The 7,444-nt window shown below is 32.6% G+C and carries 6 protein-coding genes and 1 riboswitch; of the genes, 5 read left to right on the forward strand and 1 reads right to left on the reverse strand.

The window, feature by feature from the left end; genetic code table 11:
• Positions 1 to 139: 139 nt before the first annotated feature.
• The 3 genes from ABE34_RS06540 (at position 140) to ABE34_RS06550 (ending at position 2,853) form a co-directional block, all read left to right on the forward strand.
• The gene (locus tag ABE34_RS06540) at positions 140 to 1,057 is read left to right on the forward strand and encodes an alpha/beta hydrolase (protein WP_197141262.1); all 918 of its coding nucleotides are present in this window, start codon (positions 140 to 142) and stop codon (positions 1,055 to 1,057) included.
• A gap of 62 nt (positions 1,058 to 1,119) precedes the next feature.
• A complete protein-coding gene (locus ABE34_RS06545; protein WP_197141263.1) occupies positions 1,120 to 2,316 on the forward strand; it encodes a class I SAM-dependent rRNA methyltransferase in 1,197 nt (398 codons plus the stop codon).
• 321 nt (positions 2,317 to 2,637) lie between these two features.
• A complete protein-coding gene (locus ABE34_RS06550) occupies positions 2,638 to 2,853 on the forward strand; it encodes a GNAT family N-acetyltransferase (protein ID WP_197141264.1) in 216 nt (71 codons plus the stop codon).
• A 302-nt stretch (positions 2,854 to 3,155) separates the two neighbouring features.
• On the opposite strand, the gene ABE34_RS06555 is transcribed toward ABE34_RS06550, so the two are convergent.
• A complete protein-coding gene (locus ABE34_RS06555) occupies positions 3,156 to 3,749 on the reverse strand; it encodes an HD-GYP domain-containing protein (protein ID WP_197141265.1) in 594 nt (197 codons plus the stop codon).
• 141 nt (positions 3,750 to 3,890) lie between these two features.
• Here ABE34_RS06555 and ABE34_RS06560 point away from each other — a divergent pair, with 141 nt between their 5' ends.
• Together ABE34_RS06560 and mgtE are read left to right on the forward strand one after the other, a co-directional pair.
• Positions 3,891 to 5,387, forward strand: a complete 1,497-nt coding sequence (locus tag ABE34_RS06560; RefSeq protein WP_197141266.1) for a helix-turn-helix domain-containing protein — start codon at positions 3,891 to 3,893, stop codon at positions 5,385 to 5,387.
• A gap of 276 nt (positions 5,388 to 5,663) precedes the next feature.
• Positions 5,664 to 5,829, forward strand: a riboswitch (M-box (ykoK) riboswitch).
• Positions 5,830 to 6,084: 255 nt separating this feature from the next.
• The gene (gene mgtE, locus ABE34_RS06565; RefSeq protein ID WP_197141267.1) at positions 6,085 to 7,443 is read left to right on the forward strand and encodes a magnesium transporter; all 1,359 of its coding nucleotides are present in this window, start codon (positions 6,085 to 6,087) and stop codon (positions 7,441 to 7,443) included.
• Position 7,444: the final 1 nt, after the last annotated feature.

Genomic DNA, 7,444 nt, shown 5'->3' on the forward strand with positions numbered 1-7,444 from the left:
ATAAACATAATTTAACTTTACAATCAGATTATTTCTGCACAGAAATTAAATTTATTTTCATTTCCGATATTAAATCCTAGTAATTTTATATGAATAGTTTATAATAGAATTATCAAAGTAATTAAAAGGATTGATGAAGATGACGAAATTAAGAGATGAAGCGATCCATTATATAAAAGCAAGTGTTTCTTCTAAACAATACTATGAACTAACACCACAAGAAGCGAGAGCCATTCGAGTTGTGCCAAAATGGACGTCACGACATTGCCCACAGCTCGCGGCAATTGACAATAGAAATATAACTGTTCGAGATGGCGCGCAAATTAATGTGCGCATTTATAAACCTGTTTTAGACGAAAAACTTCCTGTCATTGTTTATTATCATGGAGGCGGTTGGGTATTTGGAAATGTAGACTCTACCGATGCAGGCTGTCAGCTACTTGCAGAAAAAGCACAAGCAATCGTTGTCTCGGTTGATTATCGCCTAGCTCCAGAATACCCATTCCCTACACCGCTCTACGATGCCTATGACGCTTTACTATGGATTAGCGAAAACATCCAAAATTTTGGTGGAGATGCAACAAATCTGACAGTCGCTGGTGATAGCGCGGGCGGAAACTTAGCGACAGTAGCTGCCTATTTAGCTGCTACATTTAATGGACCAAAGATTAAAGCGCAGGCACTTATTTATCCTGTGGTTAATGTTGATTTTACAACGGCTTCTTACAATGCATACGGCGAACACTTTGGCTTAGACAAACAAGGAATGCAATGGTTTGCGGGTCATTACACAGATATAGAAAACTATATGAATCCACTTGTGTCTCCACTTCAGATTGAGGATTTAAGTGTTTTACCGAAAACGATCATTATAGCTGCAGAAGCAGATGTCCTCTACGATGAAGGCCGTGCATACGCACAAAAACTTACGGATGCCGGAGTGGCTGTTGAATATGTCAATATGTCGGGTTTAATCCATAGTTATTTTAGTAAAATGAACTTTTTTGAAGAAGCGACGATTGAAACAGCTGAAAAAATTGCTAATTTCGTGAAATAAATTTGTCTATCCATGTAAAATAATGCGATAATAGAGCAAAACGTTTTTTAAAGGATGACAACATGACACAAACTATTGCTTTACAAATTAACAATCCCTTTTCTAATCAATTAAAAAAAGGCTATCCTCTCATTTCAAAAGATGCAATTGATGCTCGCCATCTTCCAAATGAGGAAGGTGCACTACTGAGACTTACGGATAGTTATAACCGGTTTCTTGGCACAGGATACTACGGCTTACAAAACAAAGGTATTGGTTGGGTGCTAACGACCGATGCTAACGAAGAAATAGACAAAGCCTTTTTTATGAAAAAATTTAAAAAAGCCCTACAAAATCGTGAAGCATTTTTCAACAATCCTCACACAACAGCCTTCCGTATCTTTAATGGCGAGGGTGATGGCATTGGCGGTTTAACGATTGACTTTTTCGATTCTTACTATATGGTGAGCTGGTATAGCGCCGGCATTTATTCATTTAAAGAAGAAGTTTATGAAGCCCTAGCTGAGACAGTAAACTACAAGGCTATTTATGAGAAAAAACGTTTCGATACGAAAGGCCAGTATATGGAACAGGACGATTTTGTCATGGGAACGCCTGGCGAATTCCCAATTATCGTATCGGAAAATAATATGAAATTCGCTGTCAATTTAAACGATGGCGCCATGACAGGTATTTTCCTTGATCAACGAGAAGTGCGACTTGCCATTCGTGACCGTTATGCAGAAGGTAAAAATATGCTTAATACGTTCTCCTATACAGGTGCATTTTCTGTCGCAGCAGCACTTGGAGGAGCAGTAAAAACAACAAGTGTGGATGTTGCAAAGCGTAGTTTAGCCAAAACAATTGAGCAATTTAGCGTTAATAGCATTGACTACGAATCACAGGACATTAAAGTAATGGATGTCTTTAACTATTTTAAATATGCTCAGCGCCACAATTTAAAATTTGACCTTGTAGTTTTAGATCCACCAAGCTTTGCACGTACGAAGGAAAGAACGTTCTCAACTGCGAAAGACTACCCTAAATTACTAGTAGATACAATCGCTATTACGGAGAAAAACGGTTTCATCGTTGCCTCAACGAACAATGCAAGCTTTGGGATGAAAAAGTTCAAGAGTTTTATTGACCAAGCATTTAAAGAAACTAAAACAGCCTATAAAATTGTTGAAGAATTTGGCTTACCAAAGGATTTCCGTGCTACACGTGAATATCCAGAATTCAATTACTTAAAAGTTGTTTTTATTCAAAAACTTAACTAAATGAAATTAGACAGAATCACTCCCAAATGATTCTGTCTTTTTGTTTGGCAGAAATATTTAGCCTCCTTATTTATATTGCCTGAATTTTCTGTTTATATTACAATGGAATTATCTCATTCCTAAAATTTGGGATGGAATTTTAAATTTTTATACCATATAAACGAGTTGATTGGAGCGCAGTGGCACATCGGACTCCCCTAGGAAGCTCTGCTCTGCGCGAAAGCAAAGCGGCAGCTACAAAGCGCCCAGGCGGAGCGGAAACCAACCCCACGTAATGGTGAAGTATTATTTTAAAAAATATCAATAAACGTAGATGATTAAATGGGATATGTTCATGAAAAATTATTGATTACTACAGAAAGACTCTTTCTAAGATTATTTGAAACAACTGATGCAGAAACCGTTTCTAAACTATACATTTACAAAAGCACCATGTATCTACCTTATCCATATAGTTTAGATAATGCATTAACATGGATGGAACATTATTACGATAATTTTACGAAGGAAATTTCGTACGTGTTTGCAGTTACTTAACCCTCTTTGTGCTAGTTAATTACAATTGTTATAAAAATCTAGTTTCTTGTATTTTCAATAAATAATGATATCTTTTTATACACAGGGTGTATTAATATTAAATCGATTCGTCGGTTTTTCAATATTCCAAATATTGAAAAATCTATAAAGGACTCCCTTTATATAAAAAAATACCATTTCTACTAGGTTATTTCGTATATTCTGCCTTTGGATTATTATATACATCCATATTAAGTAGATTTTGTTACTAAATATTAGTTTGGCATGTTAAGGATTCAACAGATATTAATTCGAATACTATTTTATAGATTAGCTTGTTTCATAACATTTAAATATATATAAAAATTCATGATTTTAACCCAAGAAGAATATATTTTTTGAAAGATATTTACTAATTCGGGGTCGAATTGATTTCCCTTCCCTTCAATAATTCGATTATATGCTTCTTTTGGATCCATTGCTTTCCGATACGACCTCGTAGAAGTCATTGAATCAAATGCATCTGCAATAGAGACAATTCTTGCACTTAAAGGTATCTCGCTTCTTTTTAAACCATCAGGAAACCCACTACCATTCCACTTTTCATGGTGTGAACGAATAATAGAAAAGTCGGCGTTGATGGAAGGAAACATTTTTAATAAATCTACGCCTATTTGAGGGTGCGTCTTTATCACATCATATTCTTTTTGAGTGAGAGGAGAGGTTGTTTTATTTAATATTTCATTTGGAATCCCTATTTTACCTATATCATGTAGTAAACATGAATTATAAAGTTTGTTAAGGGCATCTTGATCAAATCGTTTTGTTTCTTTAGCTAAAATTGTGGCATATACAGCCACCCTTTCACTATGTTCATTTGTATATGTATCCTGTAACCTTAAAAGATCTTTTATCAAGATATTCACCTCCTTTAACTATTTAAATATAAAAAAATGTTATCAAACCAAAACCAATATTTCATTTCAAAAAATACCTCACAATCGGAATAATTTGAAATGTATCAAATGAAATTTGTTAACTAAGGAAGGAATAAAATAATGCGCTTACTTTTGAATAAAAACTTACTCAGACAACTACAACTTTTAGAGAAATTATATGAAAGGGATGGATGGATTACTTTGAGTGTGATAGCTCAAACACTCAATTGCTCTGAAAGAGTTCTACGTGATGATATTAAGTTAATAAATACGGAATTTAAACCCTTTCAAATTAAAACATCTCAAAATGGTGTTATGCTTACCTATCCAAATCATTATTCTGCAGACTTTATTTATCAAAAGGTATTATCTTTAAGTCCAGAATTTTTGTTCCTCGAACGCATATTTTTTGAAGAGAAATACGACATTGAAACCATAGCAAATGAGTTATTTCTAAGCACTTCCACTATGAGACGGATTATTGCTAAATTTAATACTTTTTTAAATAAGTATGAGATACAAATCGTAACAAATCCTTGTAAAATAATTGGGAACGAACAAAATATTAGATCTATAATGGTTCATTTTTTTTATGAGAAGTATGGCGTAACTTATACCCCATTTGAAGACACACAAATCAAAGTATTGGATAAATTATTCCTCTATGTAATGCAAGCAAATCATATTCAACCTAATTTCCCAGACTTAATTAGAATTAAAAATTGGACAATGGTAAATATGATTCGATTGAAGAATCATCACAAGAAAATTGTTCCGGAACATTTTCCAAATCATTTTGATCATTTTGATCTGAGCATTTTTAATAACACATTATTTTGCGAATGGTTTAAAGACATTTTTAATCTTGAATTTAACAAAGAAACTGCTCAACAGCTCTTTTCTGTTTTATTTAATAATCAATATGCCTTCAGCTACGAAATATTAGAAAAAATGATTCAGCAAAAAATAAATAAAGCATGGATTATTGTCCCTAAAATCGACTCTTTTTTACATAGTCTCGCAAATAAATTAAATATATCCATTCAAAATAAAGAAAAAGAAAAAATAATTTTGGAATTATACAATTTGCAAACCATGAATTATGGTCGAAGTTTTATTTTAAATGATAAAAGACGTTTGTTTTCAGAACATTTTTCTCATGAATTTTCATACTTTGTTTTGTTTTTAAAAGAGGAGCTAATGAAATTTCTATTTCATAAGGAATTTAAATGGACTTCGAATTTTTTTACGGAAACGTTATACATATTGATTATAAATTGGGGACACTTATTGAGTGCATTAAAAAGTAAAGTTCCGATACTTCATGTAGGAATATTTTGTGATGCAGACATAGAACACACTGAGTTCATACAAAATATAATGTTATATCAATTTGGACATTTAATTAAGCCATTTATAATTGAGGAATTAAATCTAAGTTCTTTCAGAGAGGTTTCCAAAAGTTATGACTTAATTATCACGAATATTTCAGGGTTAAAGGATATATCCTCTCCTTTAATTTGCGTTAATACAATTCCTTTGTCACATGATCTGAATAAAGTACAAAAAGAAATTTTAACTTTAATTCATTTGAAACTCTCTAAAGAGTTTCAATAAGTAAGTGATTTAAGAGTTCTTTTTGTGTAATATATACCAACAAAAGAACTTATTGATTTATTTTTCATTTAATCTGAGTTACGGAATTTAGCAATTCTAACATCTGTTTTTCTTGTTTAGCAGACGGTATATATTCTTAAATAGGAGACAAAATCATAAAAAAAGAATCAAATTCAATAGTTACTTAAGACAGAGATACAATTGTATCAAAATATTAAATCACTTATAAAAACATTGACTTTTCAGAGAAATTCTTATAGAGTGAAATTTCGAACAAAATATCCTCGTTAGGTGAGGCTCCTGTGTAGGAGATATGCTACTGCCCAAAAATGTCGAAAGACGCCAATGGGTCAACAGAAACCATCGACATAAGGTGGTTTTTAATGTAGCTGGCTTTGTCCTATGCCACACAGTGCTAAAGCTCTACGAATGGAGGAGCACATTTGCTACAATTTTTTTGTAGTGTATTTAATGTACGTTTATAGTACCGTGTAAACACCTTCATTCGTTTATGAAGGTGTTTTATTTTTCTGTGAGGTGAGGAACATGGATGACTTTTCAGAACCATACTCGAAATGTTATAAAAATGAACTAAATACAAAGAATATCTATGAGGAATTTTAAATTATCTTTCTTAACTATTGCTTTATCGTTGGGAGGAATATTGTTTTTGTTTCTCAATTAAGGAGTGGTTAAAATGATTAAAAACATGACAGAAAACCAAATAACTCTTCAAATTTTCAAGTCATTAAAAGAAGGGAAACAGAAAGAATTTCAAGCAATATTAAAGGAACTCCAACCTTATGATATTGCACGAATTTTTGAGGGGTTACCAGAAAAACATCATACACGTTTCTTATTGTTTCTTACTTCTGTACAAATCGCTGAACTCATTCAAGAGCTTGAAAAGGTACTCCAATTAAAAGTTCTTAATAAATTAGGGATTGAAAAATCAGGCCAGGTAATGAATTTAATGGATAATGATGATTTAGCTTCATTGTTAGAAAATCTATCTCCTGATAAAATTGAAGAACTTCTTTCAGGTATGAAACAAGAAGAATCAAAAATTGTTCAAAATATCATGAACTATCCCCCTGAAACTGCAGGACGAATAATGACAAACCGTTTTGTGTGGATTCCTCAACACTTTACTATTCGAGAATCAGTTGATAAACTCAAAATTTTTGCAGAATTCTCAGAAACAATCAACTATTTATATGTAATTGATAATGATAAAAAATTAGTAGGTGTTGTATCCTATCGGGATTTAATCATAAGTAATGAATTTGAAAAGATTCAGGATATTATGTATAGCAGAGTAATTTCCGTTTCTGCTGAAACGGATCAGGAAGAAGTAGCTCGTGCAATAGAACGTTATGATTTTTTATCAATCCCAGTTGTAGAAAAAAATAATGAATTAGTAGGAATTGTAACAGTTGACGATATTATCGACGTGGTTATAAAGGAGGCAAACGAAGATATTGAAAAACTTTCGGCATCTGGTAAAGCCATTGATTTTGACACGAAGGCACACGTGGCTGCGTATCGCCGACTTCCCTGGCTTATCTTACTTTTATTTATCGGACTAGTTTCAGGAACCATTATTAGTAGTTTCGAGGAAACATTATCTAAAGTTGTCGCTCTTGCCTTCTTTATGCCTATGATTGCTGGGATGACTGGAAATACAGGCACTCAATCATTAGCTGTTGTTGTAAGAGGTCTAATTACTACAGATACTAATAAAAGAGTAGTTTTTAAACTTATTATTAGAGAACTTAAAGTTGGACTGATTATAGGCATTACTTGTGGAATCTTAATTTCGATTATAGCCTATATTTGGCAAGGAAGTCCGGTTCTAGGTTTAGTGGTTGGAAGTTCATTAGTTATTACTTTAATTATTGGGACTTTAGCTGGGACCATTATTCCTTTAATCTTATATAAATTTAAAATCGATCCTGCAGTGGCGTCTGGCCCATTAATTACAACACTAAACGATATCCTATCATTACTTATTTACTTTGGAATTGCAACAATGTTTATTTCAAAATTGATGTAGA

This window comes from Lysinibacillus sphaericus (assembly GCF_015844675.1).
In the GTDB taxonomy this organism is placed as follows: domain Bacteria; phylum Bacillota; class Bacilli; order Bacillales_A; family Planococcaceae; genus Lysinibacillus; species Lysinibacillus sphaericus_E.

Coding starts and splice junctions, on each gene's coding strand:
- ABE34_RS06540 (WP_197141262.1), top strand. CDS start 140: ATGACGAAATTAAGAGATGAAGCGATCCATTATATAAAAGCAAGTGTT.
- mgtE (WP_197141267.1), top strand. CDS start 6,085: ATGATTAAAAACATGACAGAAAACCAAATAACTCTTCAAATTTTCAAG.
- ABE34_RS06560 (WP_197141266.1), top strand. CDS start 3,891: ATGCGCTTACTTTTGAATAAAAACTTACTCAGACAACTACAACTTTTA.
- ABE34_RS06545 (WP_197141263.1), top strand. CDS start 1,120: ATGACACAAACTATTGCTTTACAAATTAACAATCCCTTTTCTAATCAA.
- ABE34_RS06550 (WP_197141264.1), top strand. CDS start 2,638: ATGGGATATGTTCATGAAAAATTATTGATTACTACAGAAAGACTCTTT.